Source organism: Streptomyces sp. NPDC101178, from assembly GCF_044767965.1.
GTDB lineage: Bacteria > Actinomycetota > Actinomycetes > Streptomycetales > Streptomycetaceae > Streptomyces.
In genome coordinates this window covers 430,140-456,545 of sequence record NZ_JBIWOZ010000004.1, presented here as the reverse complement: position 1 = coordinate 456,545, position 26,406 = coordinate 430,140, and the positions used below count along the sequence as shown (strand labels likewise).

Below are 26,406 nucleotides of genomic sequence, written 5' to 3'. Positions count from 1 at the left end.
CATGCCGACACGCACCACCACCCCGCCCACCGCGGCGCAGCGCACGCGCCGCGCCGACCGCCGGTTCGGCGTCCGCCTGCTGGGAGCCGTGGCCGTCGCGGCCGCCGCCGCGATCCCCTTCGCGCTGGTCCTCGTCCTCGTCGAAGCGAGCTGGCCACCGCTGCGGCGCGTCGACGCGGGAGCGGCCCGCCGACTGCACGCCGTCGCGCTCGAACACCCGGCGTGGACCGGTACGCTGCGGTTCCTTTCCGACGTGGTGTGGGACCCGGCGACCCTGCGCATCGCCGTCGCGCTGCTCACGCTCTGGCTCCTGCACCGGCGCGCCTGGCGTCTCGCCGCCTGGGCCGCGGTGACGGCGACCGGCGGGGCGCTGACCGGTGTGCTGGTCAAGGTGGTCGTGGAGCGGGCGCGGCCGTCGCTGGAGGATCCGGTCGCGCAGGCGCCCGGCTACTCCTTCCCCTCCGGCCACGCGATGACGGCGACCACCTCGTTCGCCGTGCTGCTCCTGGTACTGCTGCCGATGGTCCCCCGTGCCTGGCGCGCGCTCTGCTGGAGTGTGGCGGTGCTGTCGGTCCTGGGCGTGGGCTTCACGCGGATCGCGCTCGGTGTCCACTGGTTCAGCGACGTCATCGGCGGATGGCTGCTGGGCGCCGCCGTCGTGGTCCTGACCGGCTGGGCCTTCGAGGCGTGGCGGACGGATGCCGGCCGCCGCCCCACGAGCGTGGCCGAAGGCCTGGAACCCGAGCTCACCGACGAGGACCCGGAGCCGCCGGCTGCCGTCGGTCACAGGTGAGCCGTCGGCACCGCACCGCTCGGCTGCCGGACATTGGACGTCTCGGTGCCGTGCCGCTCAGCGCCCCGGCGCGCCCGCGCGCAGCCCGTCCATGACGAAGTCCAGCAGCCGGGCGGCCCGCGGCTGCCATTCCTCCCGCGGATCGAGCTGCCAGAGCCCGGCTATGGCCAGGAAGAAGTCGTCCGGCGTCACGCCCGCCCGTACGGTGCCGGCCTCCTCGTTGGCGCGGAGCAGTGTTCCGGCGGCCTCCAGCACCGGCGCGGGGCCGGGCTTGGCCGGGCCGCCCGGGGCGCTGGTGACCAGCCGGATCGCGTCCGCCAGGCCCGCTTTGGTCATGGCGAACCCGGCGAGCCGGTCCATCCACTCGCGCAGGGCCGCCTCGGGCTCACGGTTGGACAACAACTCCGCTGCTGCGTCGGCCACTTGCTGCATCTCGTAGCGGTAGATCTCCAGCACGAGCGCTTCGCGGTGCGGGAAGTTGCGGTAGAAGGTGCCCTGCCCGACGCCCGCCTTCTTGGCGATCGTGCTCAGCGGGACGTCCGGACGCACCGTCAGCTCGGCCATGGCGACGCGCAGGATGCGCTCGCGGTTGCGCACCGCGTCCGAACGTGCCGGCCCGTCCGCACGCGTGGGCGCATCCGAACCTGCCTGCCCGTCCGCACGTGCGGGCGCGTCCTTCCTCGGCTGGGACACGCGTCCTCCTCCACGGGTTCGTGGCCGAATCCCGTCCTTGATAAGCGGACAGCTGTCCGTTACGTTGAATGGCAAAGCGGACAGTAGTCCGGATAGGGCTACCTTAGCGCGGCCCGCCGCCGGTGGACACCCGGTGGCGGCTCCCGGACCCGACACGCCGCGGCGGCCCCGGACCGCTGCCGCCACGCCGATCTCCTGTCACCGGACACCGAAGAAGGCTGATCATGGCCCCAGCATCCTCGTCGACCACCAGCGCGATCACCCTGAACATCAACGGCGAGAAGCGCCACCTGTCCGTCGACCACCGCACCACCCTGCTCGACGCGCTCCGCGAGCGCCTCGATCTCACCGGCACCAAGAAGGGCTGCGACCAGGGACAGTGCGGCGCCTGCACCGTCCTGATCGACCGGCGTCGCGCCGTCGCCTGCCTCACCCTCGCCGTAGCGGCCAAGGGGCGCGAGGTCACCACCATCGAAGGCATCGCCGACGGCGACGACCTGCACCCCGTCCAGCAGGCCTTCCTCGACCTCGACGGCTACCAGTGCGGCTACTGCACCCCCGGCCAGATCTGTTCGGCCATCGCCGTCATCGAGGAGCACGCGGCGGGCTGGCCGAGCGCCGCCACCGACGACGTACGACCCGGGTCCGCGCCACCACCCCTGACGCCGGACGAGATCCGCGAACGCATGAGCGGCAACCTGTGCCGCTGCGGCGCGTACGTCTCCATCGTCCAGGCCGTCGCCCGAGGCGCCCAGGCCCACGAACAGGCCCGTACGGCAGAGACTGAGGAGGCCGCCGCGTGAAGGAGTTCGGCTATCGGCGAGCCCACGACGTCGGCGGCGCGGTCGCGCTGCTCGCGGCCGACCCCGAGGCGCGGTTCCTCGGCGGCGGCACCAATCTCGTCGACCTGATGAAGACCGGTGTCGAACGGCCCGGCCTGCTCGTCGACGTGACCGAACTGCCCCTGGACCGGGTTGACTCCACGGCGGAGGGCGGTCTGCGCATCGGAGCCACCGTCACCAACAGCGACCTCGCCGCCCACCCCGAAGTCCGCAGCCGCTACCCGGCGTTGGCCCAGTCCGTCCTGGCCGGAGCCTCCGGACAGCTGCGCAACATGGCCACCGTCGGCGGCAATCTGCTCCAGCGCACCCGCTGCGGCTACTTCTCCGACGTCAGCGGGCCCTGCAACAAGCGTGTCCCGGGCAGTGGTTGCCCGGCCGTCGCCGGTGAGCACCACAACCACGCGGTCCTCGGCGCCTCCGACCACTGTGTGGCCGTCCACCCGTCCGACATGGGCGTGGCCCTGACGGCGTTCGACGCCCAGATCGCGTACGAGACGCACGACGGGCCGGGCCAGATGCCGCTCACCGACCTCTACCTCCCCGTCGACGACACCCCGCACCGCGAAACCGCCCTGCCGCCCGGCGCGTTGATCACCCACGTCACCCTGCCCGCCGCCCCGGTCGCCACCAACTCCCGCTACCGCAAGGTACGCGAACGCGCCTCGTACGCCTTCGCCATCGGCTCCGTCGCCGCGGCGCTCGCCGTCGAGGACGGGCGGGTACGCGAAGCCCGGCTCGCGCTCGGTGCCGTCGCCTCCCGGCCCTGGCGTGCCCGTGCCGCGGAATCCGTCCTGACCGGCGCACCGGCCACCGGCGACACCTTCGCCGCCGCCGCGGACGCCGAACTCGCCGCCGCCAGGCCTCTGCCCGACAACGCTTACAAGGTGACCCTCATGCGCAACCTCGTGGTCTCCGTCCTCACCGAACTGGCCGAAGGAGGCGCCCGATGACCACCACCACACCGGGCCCCCGAGCCCTGCGCGCGACCGTCGGCACCGCCCGTACCCGAGTCGAGGGCCGCGACAAGGTCACCGGCGCCGCGCGTTACGCCGGAGAGATCCCCTTCGCCGATCTGGCCCACGGCTGGCTGGTGCTCTCCACCGTCACCCGAGGCCGCATCGTCACGATCGACACCGCCCCGGTCCTCGCCCTGCCGGGCGTCCTCACCGTGCTCCACCATGCCAACGCCCCGCGCCTGCACACCGATTACGTCGGCATGCTCGGCACTCCGCCGGACCCGGCCGCCGCCGTCTTCCAGGACGACAGAGTGCCGTTCGCCGGCTGGCCCGTCGCTCTGGTCGTCGCCGAGACGCCCGAACAGGCCCGGGAGGCAGCGGAAGCGCTGGTGGTGACGTACGACGAGGAGCCGCACACCACCGCGCTGCTGGCCGACGACCCCGCCGCCTATCCCGCCGCCGGTCACATGCCCGCGGAGACCGGGAAGGGCGACCTGGCGGCCCAACTCGCCGCCTCCGCAGTCGTGCTGGACGAGGAGTACACCACTCCCGAGGAACAGCACAGCATGATGGAGCCGCACGCGGCGACCGCGCTGTGGGACGGCGGCCGACTGGAGGTCGTCGACTCCAACCAGGGCACCACCTGGGTCCAGTCCGAGCTGGCGACACTGTTCTCGCTCGACGCGTCCTCGGTACGGGTGCGCTCCGAACACATCGGCGGCGGCTTCGGCAGCAAGGGCCTGCGTGCTCACCAGGTGTCCGCCGTCATGGCCGCCACGGCGCTGCAGCGGCCGGTGCGCGTGGTCATGACGAGGCGTCAGACGTTCTCGCTGGCCGGATACCGCAGCCCCACCACCCAGCGGATCAGGCTCGGCGCCGACGCCGACGGCAGGCTGCGCGCTCTGGAGCACCGCTCGCTCAACCAGACCTCGACGGTGTACGAGTTCGTCGAGCCGAGCGCGGGCGTCGCGCGGGTCATGTACGACGCCGACGCCCACCGCACGGCCAACCACGTCGTCCGGCTCGACGTGCCGTCCCCGACCTGGATGCGGGCACCGGGCGAGGCGCCGGGTTCGTTCGCCGTCGAGGCGGCCCTCGACGAACTCGCCGAACGCGCCGGTCTCGACCCGATCGGACTGCGGCTGCGCAACGAGCCCGAGGCCGGTCCCGTCTCCGGCCTGCCCTTCAGCAGCCGCAACCTGGCCGCCTGCTTCCACGAGGGCGCCCGCCGGTTCGGCTGGGCCGACCGCGACCCGCGCCCCGGCCTCCGCCGCGACGGCCGCTGGCTGCTGGGCACCGGAACGGCCGCGGCCTCCTTCGGAGCCGGAGCGGCCCCCTCCACCGCCCTGGTGACGGCGGAGGCGGACGGCTCCTTCACCGTACGGATCGCCGCCGCGGACATCGGCACCGGAGCCCGCACGGCGCTTACCCAGATCGCCGCCGACGCCCTGGAGACCACGCCGGAGCGGGTCCACGTCCGCATCGGTGACAGCGACTTCGGCCCAGCGATGATCGCCGGAGGATCGATGGGCACCCGCTCCTGGGCCTGGGCGATCACGGCGGCCGCCACCGTACTGCGCGAGCGGCTCGCGACGGCCCCGGACGTTCCTCCCGAAGGCATCACCGTACGCTCCGACACCACCGAGGCCCTCCGCGCCCTCGCACAGAAGGAACGGCACTCCTTCGGCGCCCAGTTCGCGGAGGTCGCCGTGGACACCACCACCGGCGAGGTCCGGGTCCGGCGCATGCTCGGCATCTTCGCCGCGGGCCGGATCGTCAACCCGCTCACCGCCCGCAACCAGCTGGTCGGCGGTATGACGTGGGGCATCTCCATGGCCCTGCACGAGGAGGCGGTCCGCGACCGGAACAGCGGCCGCCACTACAGCCCGGACCTGGCCGGCTACCACGTGGCCACGCACGCCGACGTCCCGGACATCGAGGCGGACTGGGTGGACGACCACGACCCGGACGACCCGGTCGGCATCAAGGGCGTCGGCGAGATCGGCATCGTGGGCGCGGCGGCGGCCGTCGCCAACGCGGTCTGGCACGCCACCGGCGTACGCCACCGGAGTCTGCCGATCCGCCCGGACCGCATCCTCGCGGCATCGGCATCCCCCGCTGCGGGTGGGGGAGTGGCGGATGCTTGACATCGCCGACGACCTCCACCACTGGCTGTCCGAGGGCCGGGAGTTCGCGGTCGCCACCGTCGTCTCCGTCAGCGGCAGCGCCCCGCGCGGCCCCGGAGCCGCCCTCGCCGTCGACCGCGACGGCACGGTGATCGGGTCGGTCTCCGGCGGCTGTGTGGAGGGGGCGGTGTACGAGCTGTGCCAGCAGGCTCTGGAGGACGGGAAGTCCGTCCGCGAGCGCTTCGGCTACAGCGACGAGGACGCCTTCGCGGTCGGCCTGACCTGCGGCGGCGTCATCGACATCCTGGTCACACCGGTACGGGCGGACTCACGCGAGCGGCCGGTGCTGCGGGCCGCGCTCGCCGCCGCCACCGCCGGGGAGGCCGTGGCCCTGGCCCGCGTGGTACGCGGCCCGGCGGATCTGCTCGGGAGGGCCCTGCTGGTCCGTCCCGACGGCAGTCGTACGGGCGGGCTCGGCGGCCCCGAGGAGCGTGACCGTACGGCGGCTGCCGAAGCCGGAGCCCTTCTGGACACTGGCCGGACCGGCACCGTCACGCTCGCCGAGGACGGCTCGCACTGCCCCGGCGGGCTGACCCTGCTCGTGGAGTGCGGCGTGGAGCCGCCGCGCATGATCGTGTTCGGCGCCGTCGATTTCGCGGCGGCTCTGGTCCGGGCCGGAAAGTTCCTGGGCCACCATGTGACGGTGTGCGACGCCCGGTCCGTCTTCGCCACCCGGGCCCGCTTCCCCGAGGCGGACGAAGTCGTCGTCGACTGGCCGCACCGCTACCTGCGCTCCACCCGCACCGATGGGCGCACGGTGCTGTGCGTGCTCACCCACGAGGCCCGGTTCGACGTGCCACTGCTCACGGAGGCGCTGCGGAGACCGACCGCGTTCGTCGGCGCGATGGGCTCACGCCGGACCCACGAGGACCGGCTGCGGCGGCTGCGCGAGGCCGGACTGAACCAGGACGAACTGGCGCGGCTGCGATCACCCATCGGCCTGGACCTCGGAGCCCGTACGCCGGAGGAGACGGCCCTGTCCATCGTCGCGGAGATCATCGCGGCCCGGCGCGGCGGGACCGGTCTGCCGCTGACCGGCGGGGCGGAGCCCATCCACCGAGCGGCCTGACGGCTTCGCCGCCCGCCCGTCCGCCTCAGCGCACACGCCGAATGCGGATCGGCCCACGCGCCGCGTCCGGATCGGCGGGCCGCCCCCCTTGGGTGACCTCCACCTCCCCGGCCGCCACCAGCCGCCGAGCCGCCCGGCGGGCCGGCTCCATGAGCGCGCGCCAGCCGTCGTCATCACCGTCGTAGACCGCTCGCGCGGCGTCGGACGGGCAGATGGTGGCGGTGGGCGCGCGCCCGTCCAGCAACTCCAGGATGGCCTGTTCGAGCCGCTGGTCCTCCCGCTGTCCGTTTCCGGTCATGCGGCGAGTGTCCCACCCGTACCGAAAGGCCGCGCGGAGAACGCCCGGGCAGCACATCGACCGGATCGACCGGTCAGCCGAATCGCCCGCCGTCTCCCGGGGCCACCAGCCGACGCAGAGCGAGACGGGCCAACGGCGCGTACACCACGACCACCGCTGCCGGCCCCTCGATGCGCAGCTCGGTCTCCGCCCCGGACGGTGCGCGATCCCGCACGGCATGCCACAGCCGCATGCGCACCGGTCCCACCCGAACCCGCCAGCACCAGGTACGCGCCTCATGGTCGACGGCCTCGACGAGAAAGTCGACGCGCGGCCCGACAACAGGCACCACCCGCCCACGCATCCCGGCCCTCAGCCGCGCCTCCGCCGCCTCCACGGTCCGGATCTGCGGAGCCCACACCGGCCAGCAAGCGGTCTCCACGTACCGCTCCCAGACCCTCTCCGCGCTCACCGGGCCCATGGCGCTCACCGTTCGTCTCACGCCCCCACCCTGCTCACGGCGCCCCTCCACGGCAAGCGGGGGACGCCGGCCGGACAGCCAATACGTTCATCACGGTTGGGTCCCGAGCCGGAATTATGGCTTCCGTCACAGCCAAGGCGATCTTGTCCTGGTGAGATCACCGGGTGCTCGGTCTCCTCTTCCGGCTCCTGCCCTTCTGGGTCCGTGAGCCCCTGTTCATCGTGGTCGGATCGGTTTTCGGCGTACGCATCATGTATCTCGCACTCCACGAGCGCGCATGGCCGGCGGTCGGGATCGGCGCGGTGTTCCTGGTGTTCACCGCGGTGCGCGTCCACACGGTGGTCCGGGCGCTCCGTGCCCGCCGGGACGCGAGGTCGGCGGCGCTCCGGGACGACGCTGCGCCCGAGGCTCCTGTCCAGCCGCAGCCTCCAGTTCAGCCCCAGACCCAGCCTCCGGCGGGGCAGCGGCTCGCACCGGCCGCCCGGGAGAAGGAACCCAACGCGTGGCTCCAGGCCTTCGCGGCCGTGGCCGTGTTCGCGGCGCTCGGTGCGGTGCTGTGGCTGGGCCCGCAGCTGCTGCCTTCCGACGAGCCCGGCACGCCGCAGGCGGCCTCGTGTTCGCGCGAGGAGGGCGAGGCGCTGCCGGGCGCGTACGGGAAGACGCCCGGGGCGGTCACCGGCGACGAGCTGTGCAAGGCGCTCAACAGATCCGACCTGCCCCAGCTCCTCGGAACACCCACGGAGATCGTGACCGCGGCATCCGGAACCAACAGCACCGCCATGCTGACCGACGGAAAGGTCGCCCAACCGGAGGCTCAGGTCCAGTTCGACACCTACACCGTGAACGTCTCGGTCACGTACAACAAGTTGTCGATCGCCCAGTACGTGGACCTGATGGAATTCGGGAACAGCACGGACGTCAGGAAGCTCTCGGTCCTCGACCGGCCCGCGGTCCTCTCCTCGGATCACACGATGGCGATCGAGATCGATCTCGGGTCCAGCGGATCCGGCGGACCCGTCGGGCAAGGCCCCCTGGCCAGAACACTGTCCGTGGCCCTCGACGGGAAGGACCGGGGCGGCTACTGCGACATCACGGTCTGGAGCAAATCGGGAGCACTGCCCAAGGACAGCGCGCTCCTCGGCATTGCCGAGGCGATTCTGCCGGCGATCCCCGAACGGACCGTGTGACGAAGCGCTCGGAGCCTCAGGAGCAGGACGGGAGCTGACCGGAACCGCGCCTCGTCGTGGGGTGACTGCTGATCGCGGTCCGCGTCCACCGCGAGGCGGATGGCGGCGATGTTCAAGGCGCTTTCCGACCCGGTTCGGCTGCGACTGCTCTGCGTCCGACCGCCACCGGCAGCTGAACTCCGGCCAGGTCGTGGCTGCCGCTCCCGCCATGGCGCAGGGTATTTCCGCTCACCCGGGGTCGGCTGCGGCCCCGGGTGGAAGGGGGTGAAGCTGTGGCACCTGAGGTTTGGGCAGCTCGGTGTGAACCCCGTGGCCGGTGGGCAGGGCTTGACGGACCTGGCAGGTGCATGAGTGGCTCGTGATCCGGGCGGGGGGAGCGTCGCCCGGGGTCTTTGCGCCATCCATCGAGGGTCCGGTGGGCGGCCGACCATGCTGCCGAGTCTGTCTCCGAAAGGTCACGAATGAAGCACTTCCGGCTGCTCGTGGTGGGTAACGGCTTATCCGCGTACGGCAGTTACCTGAACATGGTGGCGCTGAACGTCTTCGTCTACGACGTTACCGGGAGCGCCCTGGCCGCCGGGCTCTTCATGGCCGTACGGCTGGGGACGAGTGTCGCCTCGGGCTTCGTGAGCGGGCGACTGGCCTCGGCCTTCGACCGTAAACGCCTGATCATCGGTGCGGACCTCGGCCAGGCCGCTGCGCTGCTGGCGCTGCTCCTGGCACCGGAAGCCGGCCGGCTGCCTCTGCTGTACGGCCTCGCCGTGGTCACCGGATTCTGTTCCACGCTCTCCCAGGTGGCCCTGCGGAGCAGCATCCCGGAGATCGTTGGGCCCGAACGCAGGGCCCAGGCCAACGGTCTTCTGGTGACAGGCCGTTCGCTGGCGATGATCGCCGGATTCTACTCTGCGGGCGTCGTAGTGGCACAACTGGGCTACACGGCGGCCTTCCTGCTGGACGCGTGCACCTTCCTGGCGTCCGCCACCATCCTCATGCTGCTGCCGATCCGCACGAGGGCATCTGCGGGGAAGGGCGCGGGCACCGAGCAGAGCGAAGAGGGAGCCGGACGACGGTCTCTCAGGCTGCTGTGGGCCACGGCGCCGGTACTGATGGCGATGATCGCCCTGCGGGCCGTGGACGGTCTGGGCTCCTCATCGCACAACGTCGCGCTGCCCGTCTACTCCAGCATCCTCGACCCCGACCATCCGGCCACCTTCATCAGCCAGTTCTGGGCGACCTGGGCGGTCGGCACGATCATCGCCCAGCAGGTGCTGGCGCGGTACAACCGCCGGAGCGGCCGCACCCTGGGGGAACGGGCCTTCGCGATCGGCGCCTGTGTCATGTCGGCGGCGTTCATCGTCGTGTTCACCGGTCTGCCGACCGGGCCGACCCTCGCGGTGGCGCTCGTCGCCGGAGCGGCGGACGGCCTTACCGAAGTCGTCTACGTGTCGCGCCTCCAAACGGTCCCGGACGCGGAGCGGGGCCGGATCTTCGGGCTTTCCGCCTCGGTCGAGAACGCCGGGTTCGGTCTGGGCATGCTGGTCAGCGGTTTCCTCCTGGACTCCTACTCCCCGCTCCAGGTGGTCGCCTCCCTGCACGGCCTCGCCATCGCGGGGTGCCTCGCCCTGCTGGCGTATCTCGTGCTGCGCCGTCCCTCCGCCGAGCCGGACGCCCGGGTGCGACCACCCGGCGGTGGCGTTCTACGCGAGGAGCGAGGCTGATGGGCACCGGCGGGCCGGACCCGCGCCTCGCCGTGATCGGGATGGCCTTCCGGCTCCCCGGCGCGGACACGCCGGAGGACCTGTGGCGCGTCATCCGTAACGGAGAGCGGCGCTTCACCCGGTTCAGCCGGGAGGAGCTGAAGGCCGCGGGCGTGCCCGAGGAGCTGTACCGGCGCGACGACTTCATCGGAACGTCGGCCGTCCTGGACGACATCTCCGGCTTCGACGCCCGGCACTTCGGGATGAGCGCCCGCGAGGCACGCCTCACCGACCCCCAGCACCGACTGTTCCTGGAGTGCGCGCAGCACGCACTGGAGAACGCCGGCTATCCCGACGAGCGGGACGGGAAACGGATCGGGGTCTACGCCAGCGCCGGCTACCACCTCTACAACATGCAGTCCTACCTGCTCAACAACGTGCTGCCGAGCGAGGACATCGGCGACTGGCTGGCCGGGATGCAGGTGATGGTCGGCAACTTCACCGACTTCAACGCGACCCGGGTCGCCTACCGGCTCGGCCTCACCGGTCCCGCCGTCAACGTGCAGACGGCCTGCTCCAGTTCGCTGGTCGGCGTGCAGCTGGCCGCCCACTCCCTGCTGCTCGACGAATGCGACATCGCGCTGGTCGGCGCCGGTTCCGTCCATGTCCCGCAGATCCTCGGCTACCACTACGTGAAGGGGTCGATCCTCTCCAGGACCGGCGATCTGCGGGCGTTCGACGCGGCCGCGAACGGCACCGTCGGCGGCACCGGTGTCCTGGCCGTCGTGCTCAAAAGGCTGTCCCGCGCGCTCGCGGACGGGGATACCGTGCACGGCGTCATCCGCGGCTGGGGTGTGTGCAACGACGGTGCCGGCAAGAAGACGTACGCGGCTCCCAGCGCCCAGGGCCAGCAGAACGCCGTACGCCGGGCCCTGGACCACGCGAGTGTCGGCGCCGACACCATCGGGTATCTGGAGACCCACGGCACCGGGACCCTCAAGGGCGACCCCATTGAGCTGGCGGGAGCGACAGCGGCGTTCCGCCAGGACACGGAGCGGACCGGCTACTGCGCCCTCGGAGCCGTCAAGAGCAACATCGGCCACCTCGACGTGGCCTCCGGGCTGGCCGGCCTCGTCAAGGCGCTGCTGGTGGTCAGACACGGGGTCATCCCGCCGATCGCCGGCTTCACCGAGCCCAATCCGCTGCTCGAACTGGAGACCGGCCCGTTTTACGCCCCCCGCTCCCTGCGGCCATGGCCCGAGACCGGTCACCCGCGGCGGGCCGGGGTCACCTCGCTCGGCATCGGCGGCACCAACGTCCACCTCGTCCTGGAGGAAGCCCCCGAGCCCGCCCCGCGCACCGCCGTCACGGCCCCGCCTGACGTGCTCCTGGTCTCCGCGACGAGCGGAGAAGCCCTGACCGACAACGTACGGTCCCTGCGCGACGTTCTCCGCAGACGGACCGCTCTGCCCTTGGCCGACCTGATCACGACCACTGCTCTGGGCCGGTCGCACGGCCGTCACCGCGCCGCGTTCCGGGGAACCAGTCCCTCCGCACTGGCGGACGCCCTCGACGCCTGGCTCGTCCGTCCCGGTCCGCCCGCGTCCGTCGATGACCCCGGCCCGGCGTCGGACCAGACCGCCGGGGCGGTGTTCCAGTTCACCGGCCAAGGTGCTCTCCGCCCCGGAGCGGCAGCCGACCTGTACGAGCGGTTCCCCGTCGTACGCCAGGTGCTGGACGCCTGCGAGGCACAGCACCGCCGGCTCACCGGCGAATCGTTACTCCGGTATCTGCTGGCCGGGGTGGACGATGCTCCCGGAGGTGTCCTGCCGACCGAGGCGGGGCAGCCCGCCCTCTACGCCCTGCAATGCGCCCTGGTCCGGCTCTGGGAGGAGTCCGGTATCCGTCCCCGGGCGGTGACGGGCCACAGCGTCGGGGAGTATGCGGCGCTCTTCGCGGCCGGTGCGCTGTCCCTGGCCGACGGTCTCGAACTCAGTACGCAACGAGGCCGCCTGATGCGGGACCACTGCGAGCCGGGCGCGATGGTGGCGGTGGCCCTGGAACGGGAGGCCGCGCTGGAGCTGAGCGCCGCACACCCCGGCCTGGAGCCGGCCGTGACCAACGGGGAGCGTTCCCAGGTGCTGGCCGGGCCCGACGCGGTGGTCCGCCGGGTGTGCGCCGTCCTCGACGAACGGCGCATCCCGTACGAACGCCTCGCCGTGGACCGTGCCTTCCACACCGCCGCCGTGGAGCCGATGCTCGACCGGTTCGGCAAGGTCCTGGCCAAAACCCCCCTCGCTCCCGTACACACCCGCTTCATCAGCTCACTGGACGGCCGGACCCGCGAGCCGGGCTGGACGCCGGACGCGGACCACTTCCTGCGCCATGCCCGGGAGCCCGTGCGCTACGACGCCGCACTGCGCTCCGTCGCCGCCGAACGGCCCGCCGTCCTTGTGGAGATCGGCCCGCACACCACGCTGACCGGTCTGGCCCGCCGCTCCCTGCCCACCGTGCGGGCGGCCTCGTCGCTGCACCGCACCACCGGACTCGGCGCACTCTTCGGTGCCGCAGCGGCACTGCACAGCGCCGGGGCGGACGTCCGCTGGGAGACATTCCTGGCGGGCACCGGAGGGCGGCGTGTCCCGCTGCCCGGCTACCGCTTCCAACACCGCCCCTACTGGGTCGGCAGACCTCCTATGGACCCCGGACCCAAGCCCACGCCAAGAGAGGAACGCACAGTGACGGCAGAGACGATGGAGATCGGGCACCTCTTGGACGGCATTCTCGGTGTGCTCTCCCGCGCCTTCGGCGAGGATCTGACCCCGCTTTCGGCCGACACCCCGTTTTTCGACCTCGGCGCGGACTCACTCCTCATGATCAACGTGCTGCGGGAGATAGAACAGGAGCACCAGGTCAAGGTCACCATGCGGGAGCTGTTCGACGAGACGGGCACGCCCCGACTGCTTGCCGAACTCGTCGCGGCGCGGCTGCCCCGGCAGTACGGGAGGAGCGCCCCCGCGCCCGTCCCGCGGCCGCGCGCGGCGGAGCGGGTGACCGCGCGGGAACCGTCCCCGGAGCCACGGTCGCCCGGCGACTCGGCCGAGGCCGTCACCGCGGCTCCCGTCCCTGCTCCGGCCTCGGCCCCGAACGCCGTTCCGGCTCCGGCTTCCGCGTCCGTCACCGACCCGCAGGACACCGGATTCGTCACCCGGCAGGAGTTCCTGGAGCTGTCCCAGCGCGTTCACCAACTGTCCCAGATCCAGCTCCAGATGCTTTCCCAGCTCTCCCAACTGCTCGCCCTCCAGGCCAACGCGACGGCGGCGCCTCTCGCCGGCGGCGAGGAGGCCCGATGAGCGAGCAGCAGGAGATCGTGGCCGCCCTGGACCGTGACCTGGCAGCGATGGCCGAGCTGGCCGACCGCGTCACCGCGCAGATGGAAGCCGGGCGACCCGGGGGCAACCCCGGCGCCGCTCCCTCCGCGGCCCAGGAGGACGACCCCGGCACCGCCCCCGTGACGGACCCGGACGCCGCCCCCGTCGCCGAGGAGACCCGGGTGCACGGGCCGCGCGTCGAGGTCGCCCCCGGCGCCGGCATGGTCGGGGCCGCATCGCCCACCTCTCAGCAGGAGCACCTCGACGACCTCGTACGCCGGTACACGGCACGGACAGCGGCCTCCCGGAGCCTGGCGCAGCACCACCGCCGCCGTCTCGCTGACAGCAGGGCTGTCGTCGGCTTCCGCAGGGCGACCAAGGAGATGCTGTACCCGATCGCCGCCCGGCGCGCCCAGGGGGCGCGGATCGAGGACATCGACGGCAACAGCTACACCGACATCACCATGGGTTTCGGCGTGCTCCTCTTCGGCCACGAACCCGGCTTCGTCAGCGAGGCCGTACGCGAACACCTCTCCCGGGGCATCCGGCTCGGCCCACGCAGCGTCGAGACGGGCGGGGCGGCCGAGCTGCTGTGCGACCTGACCGGAGCGGAGCGGGTGGCGTTCGCCAACTCGGGTACGGAGGCCAACGCGGCGGCCATCCGTCTCGCCCGGGCCGCCACCGGCCGCGACCGGATCGTCACCTTCGAGAGCTCGTACCACGGCCATGCCGACCAGGTGCTGGGCCGGTCGGCCGGGAGTGAGGGGACCGTGCCCGTCTCCCGGGGCATCCCTCTCAGCGCGGTCGAGGAGCTGACGGTTCTCCGCTACGGCAGCGAAGAGGCCCTGCACGCGATCGAGCGGGACGCCGAGCGCATCGCCGTGGTCATCGTCGAACCGGTGCAGAGCAGGAACCTCTCGCTCCAGCCGGTCGGGTTCGTCCGCAGACTGCGGGAGCTGACGGCCCGGCACGGAATCGTGCTGATGTTCGACGAGATGCTCACCGGGTTCCGGCCCGCCCTGCGCGGCGCACAGGACCTCTACGGCGTCAGCCCGGATCTCGCCACGTACGGCAAGCTCCTCGGCGGCGGATTCCCCATCGGTGCCGTCGCGGGCCGCGCCGACATCATGGACGGGATCGACGGCGGCTACTGGAGTTACGGGAACGACAGCGGCCCCACCGCCGACACCACCTTCTTCGGTGGGACCTACCTCCAGCACCCCGTGGCGATGACCGCGGCCCACGCCGTGCTCACCCACCTCCGGGACCACAGCCCGCATCTGCAACAACGGCTCAACGAGCGGACGACCCGACTGGCCACCGGGCTCAACGATTTCTTCGAGGCCGAGGACTACCCTCTGCGCACGAGCTGGTTCGGCTCGCAGTTCCGCTTCGAACACCGCGCCGACATGGAACTCCTCTACCACCACCTGATGCTGCGCGGCGTGCACGTATGGGAGTGGCGCAACTTCTTCCTCTCCACGGCACATACGGACGGCGACATCGAGCAGGTGACCGATGCCGTGCGGGGGTCGTTGCGGGAGCTGCGGCAGGCGGGTTTCTTCCGTACGGCCAGGGACTCTTCTCGGCGGCCCGGGAACCGGCAGCCCGTCCCGGCGGAGAACCTGGCGACCACGGGCCCGGCACGCACGGCCACGGCTCCCACGGTGTCGACCCCGGCACCTGCCCCTGGATCCGCCCCGGTCTCCGAACCCGCCGCCGCGGCCCTGCCCTCGCGGCGCGCGGACTTCAGCCTCTACTTCTTCGGTGACTATCCGGAGGAGGGGCCCGGATCACCGAACGGCCGCTACGAACTGCTGATGGAGGCGGCCCGGTTCGCCGACGAGCACGGGTTCGAGGCACTGTGGATGCCCGAGCGGCACTTCAACTCCTTCGGCGGCCTCTTCCCCAACCCCGCCGTCCTCGCGGCGGCTCTGGCCCGGGAGACCCGGCGCATCCGCCTGAACGCGGGCTCGGTCGTCATGCCGCTCCACGACCCGATCCGGGTGGCGGAGGAGTGGTCCATGGCGGACAACCTCTCCGGCGGACGGATCGGCCTCGGTGTGGCCAGCGGCTGGAACGCCGACGACTTCGTCTTCTTCCCCGATCGGTTCGGACGGCACAAACAGGAGCTGTACGACCGCCTGGACGACGTACGGCGCCTCTGGCGAGGCGAGGCTCTGCTCCGGAGGACCGGGGACGGCGAGCGGGAGATCCGGCTCTTCCCCCGCCCGGTGCAGCCGATGCCGCCGCTCTACACGGCGGTGGTGGGCAACCCGGAGTCCTACGAACGGGCCGCCGAGCACGATCTCGGCATCGTGACCAACCTGATGACCCAGGACATCGACCAGCTCCGGGACAACATCTCCCGCTACCGCCGGGCCCGTGCCCGCCACGGACTCGACCCGGACGCCGGGCGGGTGGCCGTCCTGCTCCACACCTACCTCGGCACGGACCACGACACCGCCCGGGCCGACGCCTTCGAGCCGATGGCCCGTTACATGCGGGCATCCTTGTCCCTCTTCAGCGGCGTCACCAACAGCCTCGGCGTCACCGCCGACCTGAAGTCGCTCAGCGAGGACGACCTGGGCGTGGTCTTCCGGCGGGCCTACGGTCGGTACTGCGACCAGCGTGCCTTGATCGGCGACGTGGACTCCACCCTGCCCGTGGCCCACGCGGTCGCCGACGCGGGCGCGGACGAGATCGTCGCGCTGGTCGACTTCGGCGTCGGCCCGGACCAGCTGCGGGCCGGCCTTCCCCGGCTGGACGCCCTTCGACGCCGCCACCGGGACCGGCAGCCGTCCATGCCGCAGGCGCCTCTCTCACCCGGCCAGGAGCGCATCTGGTTCCTGGAACGCCTGCTTCCCGGGCGCACGGCCTACAACGAGGTGAAGGCGATCCGGCTGACCGGCCGCCTGGACACCGAGGCGCTGCGCAACGCCGTACGACGGCTCGTCGGCCGCCACGAGATGCTGCGCACCGTCTTCCGGGCAGCCGGCGACTCGGCGGTCCAGCTGGTACGGCCCTCCTGCGAACCCGACTTCGCCGTGATGGACGGCACCACAAAAGCCACGGACGCCGTACGCGAAGTGCTGAAGCAGGAGAGCAACCGCCGCTTCGACCTGGAGAACGGACCGCTGTTCGTCACCCGCGTCGTCCGTACCACCGCTGACGAGCACGTCCTGGTCCTGTCCTTCCACCACATCGTGGTGGACGCCGCGTCGGCGACCGTGCTGTGCCGGGACCTCTCCGCCTTCTACCGTGCGGAGCTGGACGGGACCGAGGCCGCTCTCCCCGAACTGGCCTGGAGTTACGCCCAGCACGCCCGTGAGCAGCGCGCGGCGGTGGCCGGCCCCGACACCGAGCGCGACCTGGCGTACTGGCTGCGGGCGCTCGGCGGAGACCTTCCCGTCCTCCGACTGCCCACCGACCGGGCCCGCCCGGCGGAGATGGCCTCCGAGGGCCGCGCGGTCTTCCACTCCCTCGACACAGGCCTGAGCGACCGGCTCAGGCAGCTGGGCCGACATCACCGCGCCACCCTGTTCATGACGCTGATGACCGGCTGGGCGGCCATGCTCCAACGCGTCACGGGGCAGGAGGACATCGTTATCGGGGTGCCCGTCTCCGACCGGCCCGCGCGGGCCGAAGAGCTGGTCGGCTTCTTCGTCAACACGGTGGCCCTCCGCGTCGACCTCACCGGCGATCCGGCATTCGCGACGCTGCTGGAACGGGTGCGTGCCGTCTCCCTCGACGCCTACGACCACGCGGCAACGCCGTTCGACGCAGTGGTGCGCTCCCTGGCTCCACCCCGCGCGACGGACCGCACACCGGTGTTCCAGACGCTCGCCGAGTTCCAGTCGGACGAGCCGTTCCGTCTCGACCTCCCCGGCGTCGAGGCAGCGGCCATGGACGCGGGCCCCGACAAGGCGCTGACCGACCTGACGGTCTACTTCACCGACCGGCCGGAGGGCATCCGCTGCCATCTGGAGTACAACGCGCAGCTGTTCGACCAGGTCACCGTCGACCGGTTCTTCACGGTCTTCCACGACCTGCTGACCGCCGCCGTCGAACGGCCGGGCACGCCGCTCTCCCTGGTAGCGCGGGAACCGGCCGACGGCGACGAGGTCCCGGAGAGCTGGCGCAGAGGCCCCCTGCGTCCGGTGCTCGACACCACCGTCCACGACTGGGTGGCCCGGCGGGCGGCCGAGCACCCCGGCCGGACCGCGGTGGTGGGCGCGAATGCCGAGCTGACGTACCGGGAGCTGGACGAGGGAGCGGAACGACTCTCCACCGTGCTCGCGGAGTTCGGGGCCGGCGAGAGCCCGGCACCCGTAGTCGCCGTCCGGCTGCCACGTGGCCCGGAGTTCGTCACGGCCCTGCTCGCCGTGGTGAGGGCAGGCTGCGCCTATGTGCCCCTTGACCCGGCACTCGGCGCCGCACGCGCCGCGCAAGTCATCGCGGAGAGTGGCGCCCGGCTGCTGATCAGCGGGCCGGACGGGGCGAGGGAGCTGGGACTTCCCGCATCCGTGCAGGTCGTCCCCCCGGACGCGGCACCGACCGGTGACACCGGGCACCGTTCTCGTCCGACGCCGGACAGCGGACTCTCCTCTCCGTTCGCCGTCATCTACACCTCGGGCAGTACCGGCACGCCCAAAGGGGCCGTGCTCACCCATCGGGCGGTTGTGGATCTCTGTCAGTGGCATCACGCACGTTTCGCGCCCGACGCCGAATACCGCGGCGCCATGGTCTGCGGCCAGAGCTTCGACGCATCGCTCATGGAGATCTGGCCGGCCTTGACGGCGGGCGGCACCCTGGTGGCCGCCGACGACGAGACCCGCCGCGATCCGCTGGCCCTGGCCGAGTGGCTCACCGGCCAGAGGATCACGTTCAGCATCATGCCGACGGCCTTGGGGGAGGAGCTGCTCCGTCTGCCCGCGGCCGATCAGCCACCGCTGCGACATCTGCTGCTGGGCGGCGAGACGCTCCACCGCCGGCCGAGGCCGGAGGCCCTCTACGAGACCCTCAACGTCTACGGTCCGACGGAGGCGACCGTGCTGTGCGTCGTGGACACGGTCCTGCCCCTGGCGGAGAGCGCCGTCGCGGTCGACGGGGCGGACGTCGCCCCGATCGGCCGCCCCGTGGACAACGTCACTGTGCGCGTCGTGGACGCCTCGGACAAGCCGGTACCCATCGGGGCGGTGGGGGAGCTGCTCGTCGGCGGTCCCGGCATCGCGCAGGGCTACCTGCACCGGCCCGACTTGACGGACGAGCGGTTCACGTCCCTGCCGGAAGGCGTCGGGGAGACCCGTTGCTACCGCACGGGCGATCTGGTCCGCTGGACAGCGGACGGACGGCTGGTGTTCGTGGGCCGTATCGACGACCAGGTGAAGATCCGCGGATTCCGGGTGGAGCCGGAGGAAGTGGCGCGGGTACTGGGCCGCCTTGAGGGTGTCCGCCAGGCAGCTGTCGTCAGCCGGCGCCGGGACAATGGCGAAGCGGTTCTCGCCGCCTACGTGGTGCCCACCGAGGAGGGCTCCGGAGCAGCGGCGGAAGAAGCTCGCCGCACGGACCGATGGGCCCGGGAGCTGGGCCACCGCCTGCCGGAGTACATGGTGCCGCGCAGTTGGCGCACTCTGTCTCGACTGCCGTTGAACAGCAGCGGCAAGCTGGACCGGGCGCTCCTCCCGCCGGCTGTTCCCCTCGCCTTGGCGGACACCGGTGAGGCGCGTGATCCTGAGGGACCGACGTCCGAGGACGCCCCCATCACATCGGTGGAGAAGGGGTTGCGCAGTCTCTGGGCGGCCGAGCTCGACCTCACCGATGCGGGCGTCGATCCGGATGTCTCCCTCTTCGACCTGGGTGGGCACTCCCTGACCGCGATGAGGCTGGTCAACCGAATCCGGGAGACGTGGGGTGTCGAGTACCCGTTGACCCGTCTCTACCAGCAGCCCACGCTCCGCGCCCTGACGGAGTTCGTGGACGGGGGCCGGTCGGGGAGGGTGGTCCGCCGAGGTCCAGCCACCGAACAGCAGACCCGCTTCGCCACCCTGCACTCCCGCCACGCCAGGCCGCAGGTCTTCAACGTCGCCCTGAGCATCACCTTCTCCGGCCGGCTGGACCCCGCAGCCCTGCACGGCGCGCTGGAGGACCTGGTGAGGCGTCACGAGTCCCTGCGGACACGTCTGGTACGCGAGAGCTCCGGTACTTGGCGACAGGAGGTGCTCCGATTCCGGCCGCTCGACCTGCCCGTCGAGGACCTCACCTCGCGAGCCGAACCGGAGCGGGGGGAACAGTTGCGCCGGCTCGCCGAGCAGGCGGTGGAGACGCCCCTCGACCCCTTCACGGGAGATGTCCTCTCCACCCGTCTGCTGCGCACGGGTGCTGAGGAGTGGGTGCTGCTGTTCGTGACGCATCACTGCACGTGCGACGGGTGGGCGTTGACCACCCTGTTGAAGGAACTCGCCGCGTTCTACCGTGCCGCGGCCACGGCCGCCGGGCATGGTCTGCCACCCGCGGCACCCCAACAGGTGGAGTACGCGCACTGGCAGGCCGCCCATCAGGAGGCGACCGACGGCCGCCGTACCGACTACTGGCTCGAAGAGCTGGCCGACGCCCCCTTCACCCTGGACCTGCCCCTGGACCGGCCGAGACCGGACGCGCTCAGCGGCCGGGGCGGAGTCATTCGATTCACGGTGCCCGCCGAGGTCCGGACCGCTGTGGAAGGGCTGGCCGCCCGGCGGTCGACCACGCCCTTCGTGGTGGCAGCTGCCGCGCTCGGCCGACTGCTGACGACCAAGGCCGAGCAGGACGACGTGGTGATGAACATCTCCTACGCCGGCCGGGAAAGCCGTGAGTTCGAGTCCCTGGTGGGCTGCACGGCCACAGGTTTCGCCCTGCGGGTCCGCGACGCGCGCTCCGGCTCCTTCGCCGAGCTGACGGACCGGGTCACACGCACGACCGTCCTGGGCATGGAACACGCCATGCCGCCACGCCGGGTGGCCCCGGCGATGCGGCAGCGCAAGGGCATTCGCATACCGGAGGGCCTGGCCATCGGCCTGGCCTACGAGAGCTCGCTGGACACCGGCATCGACATACCGGGACTCACCATCACGGTGGCGGAGATCGCCCCTTCGGCTTCCCGGTCGGAGTTCATCATGGTGCTGTCCCCGACCGGTGACGTTCTGGAGGGAGCGGTGGAGTACTCGGCGGATCTATGGGACGCGGCGACGGTCGAGGCGTGGTCGCGGGACTATGTGCAGCTGCTGCGGGAGGGCGCGGAGGAATTCCTCGCCGACGAGACGGACCGGGCCTCCGCTGAAGAGGACGCTCGGACGGGCCCGTACGCCGATGAGGAATCCGCGTCGGACCACCATTCCAAGGTCGAATTCCCGTGAGGCCTTTCCGGGGCGGTACGAGCTCTGCTGGGAACCTGTGAGGACCGCGCCGTGGTGTGCCGAGGGCCTGAGAGGCGTTGACCGCACAAGGGGCGTTGCTTCCGTCTGCTGCCTTCGGGCGGACGTACGTCCGCCACTCCCGCGATCAGCTGAAACAGTTGAAGGCCCATGCCTCGAAAGGCCGGTAGAGCGACAGCTGACCTGGGGCGCGCATCGTTCGAAGATCTCCCGGGAGCTCCTTTCCGAGGCTCTCTTGCCTCGCTCGTGGCAGAGGCCTTCGGTGAGCCGTACGGGAGATCTGCCACTGCATCAGTTGTCGCCCGAGTGGGAGCCGAAGGATGGCGCGTTGTCCATGCGGGACTCTTCTCCCGGTGCAAGCCCTCGGGGCGCGGGCCGCAAGGGCGAAGACGCGTGTTCGCTTGCTGCTTTGGCCATGTGCTCGGGGTTGAACGTCTCTCCGTGGAAGGGAGCTGAGATTGCCGAGAGCCGGGCTGCCGCGTTCGCCTGATCACGGGCGATAGCTTCCCGCCCACCGGCCGGCTGCCGCGCGGCACGCGCTCCCTGGTCGCCCGTGTCTTCGCGCTGCTCGGCAGCCCCAACAACACCGACGTCCGGCCGGTGTGCAACGACACCGGCGGAAAGCCCTCAAGGCGACCTTCGGCCTCGGCAACTCCCTCAACGGATACGGCACCGACGGTGCCACCGGGAAGGACGACCTGGGCTCGGCCGACTACTACCTCTTCCTCGGCACCAACCAGGCCGAGACCCATCCCGTCACCTTCGACTACCTGCTGCGCGGCCGTGCCAGGACGGGCGCCCGGCTGGTGGTGGTCGACGACCCCCGGCGGACCGCGACTGCCGCCGTCGCCGACGACTGGATCGCCCCCAAGCCGCACACCGATCTCGCGCTCGCCCTGGCGATGCTGCACCACATCCTCGAACAGGGCCTGCACGAACGGAAGTTCGTCAGGCGCTGGGTGCTCGGATTCGACGAGCTCAAAGCGCATATGGCGGCCTCCCCCCACACCCCGGACTGGGCCGCCACCGTCACCGGCGTCCCGGTGAGGCGATACGGCCCGCAGCATCCCCGGAGCGAGGCTGCCCTCGCTGCGACGGCTCATCCGGCCGAGCCCGGTCGCTGCCGCAGGCGCACGGTTGCAACCAGCCGCGATCGACCGCGTTCGCCCCGGCCTCGAACCTGCTGCGGGCGTACAGGCGCTCCATCAGATCCGCGATCATGCGGCGCGCGGTGCGCGGTCGAGGGCGCGGATCCGACAGGTAGCTGCCGGGCGGCTTGCTGCCTCGCCGGAAGCCTTCTTCGCCGTGACGCGAGCCCGCAAGCTCTACCCGATTGCCACTGGCGTTCGACGCCAACGACCCCGGCGCGCTCCATTTCGCGTGAGCACCAAACCGCCGCAGGCGCACGGCCCTGCCCCAGGCGTGAGGCTGCGTCTCGCAGGTCTCACCCGTTCGGCCCCATGATTCCCGTCCCCCCCGGGCGCCTTCGCCGGACAGTGCGGAGACTGGTGGACCCAGACCGCGCGTGCTGGGTGTCTGGTGGAAGGAAATGACCAGTGGACCACACCGGTGACGGATCCAGCCCTGCCGACGTCGATGTCGACGGCCTGGCGACGGTCGAGGACTGGGAGCGGTTCTTCGACGGTTTCAAGGACCATCTGGCGCCGCTGGTGCACGGCACCGGCCGCAATCTCGCCTACACCGAGCCCGACCCGCGCGTGCACCCGGAGCAGACGGCCTGGGCCCGGCAGATGCGCCAGGGGATCTACATGCCGGTGGAGAGCCGGGTGTACGTCGCGGTGGGCTACCAGCTGTGCAGCACGACGATGGTGGTGGGCACCGACGGGGTCCTGATCATCGACCCGGGTGAGAACGACGCACGCACCGCCCACGAGGCAGGCGACGACGGCTGGGCGATGGAGCTGCTCACGCACCTCGTACGGCTCGACACCACCGACACCGAGGCCCGGCAGGCGAAGGCCGACGCCATGCGCGCCTGGGCCTTCCGGCAGAAGAACATGTACTGGCGCACGATGGCCATCGGCGGAGCCAAGGAACTGGAAGGCACCGTCGACTACTCCAAGCTCTTCGACATCGCCCCGCCCGACGTCATCGAGCAACTGCCGGTCACCAAGGTCGTCGAGGGCCTGCGCGTCCGCCTCGACGCCGACGCCGCCGCCGACACCCGCCTCACCCTCGGCTTCCGCTTCACCGACACCGGCGACGCCTGCGCCCTGGAGATCCGCCGGGGCCTCGCGGTCTTCCACCCCGAACCGCCCCCGGCCGCGGACGTCACCCTCGTCACCACCGCGGCCCTCATCCACCAGCTCTTGCTCGGCACGACCACACCCGCCGACGCCCTGCGCCATGGTGACATCACCGTCGAAGGAGACCCCGCCACCGTCCACGCGTTCTTCGACCACTTCGACAAACCGCCCACCGAACCCGTCAAGATGGTCCTCCGCTGACAGATACCAGCGCCGTTGCCGGCGTGACCTCCATGGGAGTGCGGCTGCCCCGTGGGCAGGGTGCTTGCTTGCCTTGGGGCACGTAACCGCTGTCGAGCCGATCGGGCGATCGTGATTCTTGACGTCCGGGAGCTGGGTGGGCTTGTGGCGTTGTTGCGGTAGGCCCGGGAGGGCGAGTGGAAACCCGCGCAGCCGCCTGGCGAAGCGTCAGGACAGTCGGCGAGTGGTCAGCATGAGTCCTGAAACGCTCGGGGGAAAGCTCGCCGGACACGGGACTCGCTGTAGGGTGGGCGGATAGCCCTTGACCTGCAAGTACGCAGGCAGGGAGCCTCTGATCAGGAGTACCTCGATGCTACGTACCATGTTCAAGTCCAAGATCCACCGGGCCACCGTCACCCAGGCCGACCTGCACTACGTCGGCTCCGTGACGATCGACGCCGACCTGATGGACGCCGCCGACCTGCTGCCCGGCGAGCTGGTCCATATCGTTGACATCGACAACGGCGCCCGCCTGGAGACGTACGTCATCGAGGGCGAGCGCGGCTCCGGTGTCATCGGTATCAACGGCGCCGCCGCACACCTCGTGCACCCCGGTGATCTGGTCATCCTGATCAGTTACGCCCAGATCGAGGACGCGGAGGCCCGGGCGTTCACCCCGAAGGTCGTCCACGTCGGCGCGGACAACCGGATCGTGGCGCTCGGCAGCGACGCGTCGGCGCCGGTGCCCGGGAGCCGTACGGAGCGGAGCCCGCAGGCGGTCGTCGCGGGCGGCTGAGACTGCCGTCAGCCGTCCGCGCCTCACGGAACGAGCCGTACAGAACGAGGAGAGCAGAGCCCATGACGGAGAAGGCTGCCGTAGAGATCAGCGACGATCGGGAGCGCGGCACGCTCACGGCCTACGAGGGCGGGAAGGCCGCCGGGACGATCGCGTACTTCGTCATGGAGCCCGCCCCGGGCGCGCTCGTGGCGGTCCATACCGTGGTCCGGCCCGAGCACGAGGGCAAGGGCATCGCCGGTGCGCTCGTCCGGAAGTTCTACGGCCTGGCCGCGCAGGAGGGCGTCCCCCTCGTGCCGCTGTGCCCGTACGCGGCGAAGTGGGCGCAGCGCCACCCTGACGAGGCGCCCGCGGCTCCGGAGGAGCTCGTACGGGAGGCGCAGCGGCAGCTCAAGGACCATCCCGAGCTGTTCTGAGGACCGGCGGGCGTCCGGGATCGTCCGGCCGCCCGCCGTCCGAGAAGAGGGACTCGTCATACGTGTGGACTCGGCAGGCGCGGGAAGCCGCACCGGGAGACGGTGGAGGAAAGCTCCATCTGTCCGTTTCGTGTCGTTGTGGAGGATCGAAATGACCCACCCGTACCCCGACCCCGTACCGCCGTCGCCGACGCCTCCGCCCGTGCCGGGTCCGCCCACCCCTGTGCCGAGCCCGCCGCCCGTGCCGCCGGGGCCCGCCCCGGGTCCGCCCGGCCCGGCTCCGGACCCGATCCCGCAGCCGCCGGCGCCCGGCCCCGACCCCGTGCCGGACCCGGAGCCGCAGCCCGAGCCCGCCGGGCCGTAGAGGAACAGAGGCGCCAGGACAGGCTGAGTGGGGTCTTCCGTACGTACGGAAGACCCCACTCAGCCCAGTACCGTCAGCGCGTCCGCGTACGCCAGACCGCTCTCCGCCGCGATCGCGTCCATCGTCTGCGCCTCCCGTACCGTCGCGAACACCATCTCGCCGTCCGGCGCCGAGGAGCGGAAGCCGTACACCGCCGGGCGCGGCAGGCTGTTGTACGCCCACGGGGTGGAGAAGTAGTAGGCCCCCGTGTCGTACAGCACCACGAAGTCGCCCTCCGCCAGCTCGGGCAGCTTCCGGCCGTGCGCCACCACATCGCCCGCGAAGCAGCACGGTCCGGCGATGTCCTGCGCCAGCTCCGGGCCCTCCTTGGGTGCGCCGTCCGCGGTGAACGCTCCGATCCGCAGCGGCCAGGAGTCGGGCATGAAGACGGTACGGGTGGCGGTCTGCGCGCCCGCGTGGGTGAGCGCGATCCGGCGGCCGCCCGCGTCCTTCGTGTACTCCACCCGCGCTCCGATGAAGCCGTTCTTCGCCAGCAGTGACCGGCCGAACTCCGTCACGAGTCCGTACCGGCCGGAGAAGAGCTCCGGAGCGGCCGCCGTCAGCGCGTCCACGTACGCCCGGTAGGTCGGGTGCGTGGTGTCGTCCGCGAAGTTGACCGGGAGCCCGCCGCCGATGTCCAGGCTGGTCACCTGCCGGGTGCCGAGGCGTTCGTTGATCTCCTCGGCCAGCTCGTACGTACGAGCCACGCCCGCCGCGATCAGCTCCAACGGGCAGCCCTGGGAGCCGACATGGGCGTGCAGACGGGTCAGCCACGGGCGCGCTTCGAAGGCTCGCACCACCGCCTCGCGAGCGCCCGGATCGCGGAGCGCCACCCCGAACTTGGAGGTGTCCGTCGCCGTGGACATCGGGCCGATCGCCCCGCCGCCCACCTGCGGATTGACCCGCAGTCCGAGGACGGAGGGGGCATCCCGCTGCCGCAGTGCGTCGATCCGGTGGAGCTCGTCGATGCTGTCGGCGTTGACGGCCACCCCGAGGGCGAGGGCGAGCCGGATCTCCTCACGGGTCTTGGCGGGGGAGTCCAGGACGATTGTCGCCGGCGCGAAACCGGCCTCGACGGCGAGCCGCAGCTCGCCCGGGCTCGCCACCTCGCACCCCATCCCGCAGGCGGCGAGCAGCCGCAGGACCGGGACGAGCGAGGAGGCCTTGGCCGCGAAGGTGTGCAGCACGCCGGGGCTGTGGGCGAACGCCTCCCGCAGCTCGGCGACGGACGAGCGCACCCCGTCCGTGTCGACGAACCCGGCCACCGGCCGGGACTCGCTCAGCAGCCCCTGCCCGACGGCCGCCCGGACGGCCGCGTCGAAGCGGACGGCGGGTCTGGCGGGAGGTGGCGCAGATGTCTGTGTCATACGGCCGGAGTCG

The 26,406-nt window shown here is 71.6% G+C and carries 16 protein-coding genes and 2 pseudogenes; 13 read left to right on the top strand and 5 right to left on the bottom strand.

All coding sequences use genetic code 11. The annotated features are described in order from the left end of the window. Position 1: 1 nt before the first annotated feature. Positions 2–793 carry a phosphatase PAP2 family protein gene (locus tag ACIRR8_RS14430; protein ID WP_404063600.1) on the top strand — a complete coding sequence of 264 codons (792 nt, stop codon included), beginning with the start codon at positions 2–4 and terminating at the stop codon, positions 791–793. Between the two features lie 57 nt (positions 794–850). Here the strand turns inward: ACIRR8_RS14430 and ACIRR8_RS14425 are convergent, their stop codons facing one another. Then, positions 851–1,486 carry a TetR/AcrR family transcriptional regulator gene (locus ACIRR8_RS14425; protein WP_404063598.1) on the bottom strand — a complete coding sequence of 212 codons (636 nt, stop codon included), beginning with the start codon at positions 1,484–1,486 and terminating at the stop codon, positions 851–853. Positions 1,487–1,710: 224 nt separating this feature from the next. Between ACIRR8_RS14425 and ACIRR8_RS14420 the strand changes: the two genes are divergently transcribed. The 4 genes from ACIRR8_RS14420 to ACIRR8_RS14405 are packed head-to-tail and all read left to right on the top strand — an operon-like array spanning position 1,711 to position 6,539. Then, positions 1,711–2,289: a 2Fe-2S iron-sulfur cluster-binding protein gene (locus ACIRR8_RS14420; protein ID WP_404063596.1), complete on the top strand. Its 579-nt coding sequence runs from the start codon at positions 1,711–1,713 to the stop codon at positions 2,287–2,289. Continuing rightward, positions 2,286–3,278, top strand: a complete 993-nt coding sequence (locus ACIRR8_RS14415; protein WP_404063593.1) for an FAD binding domain-containing protein — start codon at positions 2,286–2,288, stop codon at positions 3,276–3,278. The genes ACIRR8_RS14420 and ACIRR8_RS14415 overlap by 4 nt, the downstream gene beginning before the upstream one ends. Next, positions 3,275–5,431 (top strand): xanthine dehydrogenase family protein molybdopterin-binding subunit, encoded by a 2,157-nt coding sequence (locus tag ACIRR8_RS14410; protein ID WP_404063591.1) that lies wholly within the window; start codon positions 3,275–3,277, stop codon positions 5,429–5,431. Before ACIRR8_RS14415 ends, ACIRR8_RS14410 begins: the two co-directional genes overlap by 4 nt. Continuing rightward, the gene (locus tag ACIRR8_RS14405) at positions 5,424–6,539 is read left to right on the top strand and encodes an XdhC family protein (protein ID WP_404063589.1); all 1,116 of its coding nucleotides are present in this window, start codon (positions 5,424–5,426) and stop codon (positions 6,537–6,539) included. Before ACIRR8_RS14410 ends, ACIRR8_RS14405 begins: the two co-directional genes overlap by 8 nt. A 25-nt stretch (positions 6,540–6,564) precedes the next feature. On the opposite strand, the gene ACIRR8_RS14400 is transcribed toward ACIRR8_RS14405, so the two are convergent. Both ACIRR8_RS14400 and ACIRR8_RS14395 read right to left on the bottom strand, forming a co-directional pair. Continuing rightward, positions 6,565–6,837, bottom strand: coding sequence for a DUF3253 domain-containing protein (locus ACIRR8_RS14400; RefSeq protein ID WP_404063586.1), 273 nt, complete (start codon positions 6,835–6,837; stop codon positions 6,565–6,567). A gap of 73 nt (positions 6,838–6,910) precedes the next feature. Next, entirely contained in the window at positions 6,911–7,318 is a 408-nt protein-coding gene (locus ACIRR8_RS14395; protein ID WP_404063583.1) for an SRPBCC family protein, read from the bottom strand. A 143-nt stretch (positions 7,319–7,461) separates the two neighbouring features. Here ACIRR8_RS14395 and ACIRR8_RS14390 point away from each other — a divergent pair, with 143 nt between their 5' ends. The 5 genes and pseudogenes from ACIRR8_RS14390 to ACIRR8_RS14370 all read left to right on the top strand — a co-directional run. Continuing rightward, positions 7,462–8,484 carry a DUF6215 domain-containing protein gene (locus ACIRR8_RS14390; RefSeq protein WP_404063580.1) on the top strand — a complete coding sequence of 341 codons (1,023 nt, stop codon included), beginning with the start codon at positions 7,462–7,464 and terminating at the stop codon, positions 8,482–8,484. A 461-nt stretch (positions 8,485–8,945) separates the two neighbouring features. Beyond that, positions 8,946–10,202: an MFS transporter gene (locus ACIRR8_RS14385; RefSeq protein WP_404063577.1), complete on the top strand. Its 1,257-nt coding sequence runs from the start codon at positions 8,946–8,948 to the stop codon at positions 10,200–10,202. Then, entirely contained in the window at positions 10,202–13,534 is a 3,333-nt protein-coding gene (locus tag ACIRR8_RS14380) for a type I polyketide synthase (RefSeq protein WP_404063575.1), read from the top strand. The genes ACIRR8_RS14385 and ACIRR8_RS14380 overlap by 1 nt, the downstream gene beginning before the upstream one ends. Further along, the gene (locus ACIRR8_RS14375; protein ID WP_404063572.1) at positions 13,531–20,946 is read left to right on the top strand and encodes a MupA/Atu3671 family FMN-dependent luciferase-like monooxygenase; all 7,416 of its coding nucleotides are present in this window, start codon (positions 13,531–13,533) and stop codon (positions 20,944–20,946) included. Before ACIRR8_RS14380 ends, ACIRR8_RS14375 begins: the two co-directional genes overlap by 4 nt. A 531-nt stretch (positions 20,947–21,477) precedes the next feature. Then, a pseudogene (locus ACIRR8_RS14370) lies at positions 21,478–22,013 on the top strand (molybdopterin-dependent oxidoreductase); the annotation flags it as partial. Here ACIRR8_RS14370 and ACIRR8_RS14365 read toward each other — a convergent pair. Beyond that, positions 21,994–22,203, bottom strand: a pseudogene (locus ACIRR8_RS14365) (hypothetical protein); the annotation flags it as partial. The pseudogenes ACIRR8_RS14370 and ACIRR8_RS14365 sit on opposite strands and share 20 nt — an antisense overlap. 317 nt (positions 22,204–22,520) lie before the next feature. Here ACIRR8_RS14365 and ACIRR8_RS14360 point away from each other — a divergent pair. The 3 genes from ACIRR8_RS14360 to ACIRR8_RS14350 all read left to right on the top strand — a co-directional run bounded on the left by ACIRR8_RS14360 (position 22,521) and on the right by ACIRR8_RS14350 (position 24,623). Further along, the gene (locus ACIRR8_RS14360; RefSeq protein ID WP_404063569.1) at positions 22,521–23,432 is read left to right on the top strand and encodes an alkyl sulfatase C-terminal domain-containing protein; all 912 of its coding nucleotides are present in this window, start codon (positions 22,521–22,523) and stop codon (positions 23,430–23,432) included. A gap of 349 nt (positions 23,433–23,781) precedes the next feature. Continuing rightward, entirely contained in the window at positions 23,782–24,207 is a 426-nt protein-coding gene (gene panD / locus ACIRR8_RS14355) for an aspartate 1-decarboxylase (protein WP_404063566.1), read from the top strand. Positions 24,208–24,209: 2 nt separating this feature from the next. Further along, complete coding sequence (locus tag ACIRR8_RS14350) at positions 24,210–24,623, top strand: GNAT family N-acetyltransferase (protein WP_404064319.1); 414 nt, start codon at positions 24,210–24,212, stop codon at positions 24,621–24,623. A 423-nt stretch (positions 24,624–25,046) separates the two neighbouring features. Here the strand turns inward: ACIRR8_RS14350 and ACIRR8_RS14345 are convergent, their stop codons facing one another. Then, complete coding sequence (locus ACIRR8_RS14345) at positions 25,047–26,393, bottom strand: diaminopimelate decarboxylase (protein ID WP_404063563.1); 1,347 nt, start codon at positions 26,391–26,393, stop codon at positions 25,047–25,049. Positions 26,394–26,406 lie beyond the last annotated feature (13 nt).